General features: G+C 65.6%; 1 protein-coding gene. It reads left to right on the plus strand.

Annotated elements, in window-relative coordinates:
* On the plus strand, window positions 1–244 hold a 244-nt coding region (locus R0K30_RS23115), incomplete at both ends, for a hypothetical protein (protein ID WP_410613326.1).

The raw sequence follows: 244 nt of genomic DNA on the forward strand, positions 1-244 counted from the left end.
GGGTCGGCCCCAGGGTCATCGTCAGCTCGAAGACCGACTTTCTGAAGTGGGTCGTGAAGAAGGGCATCGCTCGGCGCGGCCCGCTGTTCGTCATGGACCTCGCCGGCGAGCTGGACCCGAGCTTCGACTGGCTTCAGGGCGTCGACTACCAGATGGTGACGTCCGATCCGACGTCTCTCATCGCGAACGACGACGACGCGCTGGCCATGGCATCGCTGCTGATGAAGGTCGGCTCGCTCGGCGC

It is taken from the genome of Bacillus sp. SIMBA_154, assembly GCF_046536015.1.
In the GTDB taxonomy this organism is placed as follows: Bacteria; Bacillota; Bacilli; order Bacillales; family Bacillaceae; genus Bacillus; species Bacillus pumilus_P.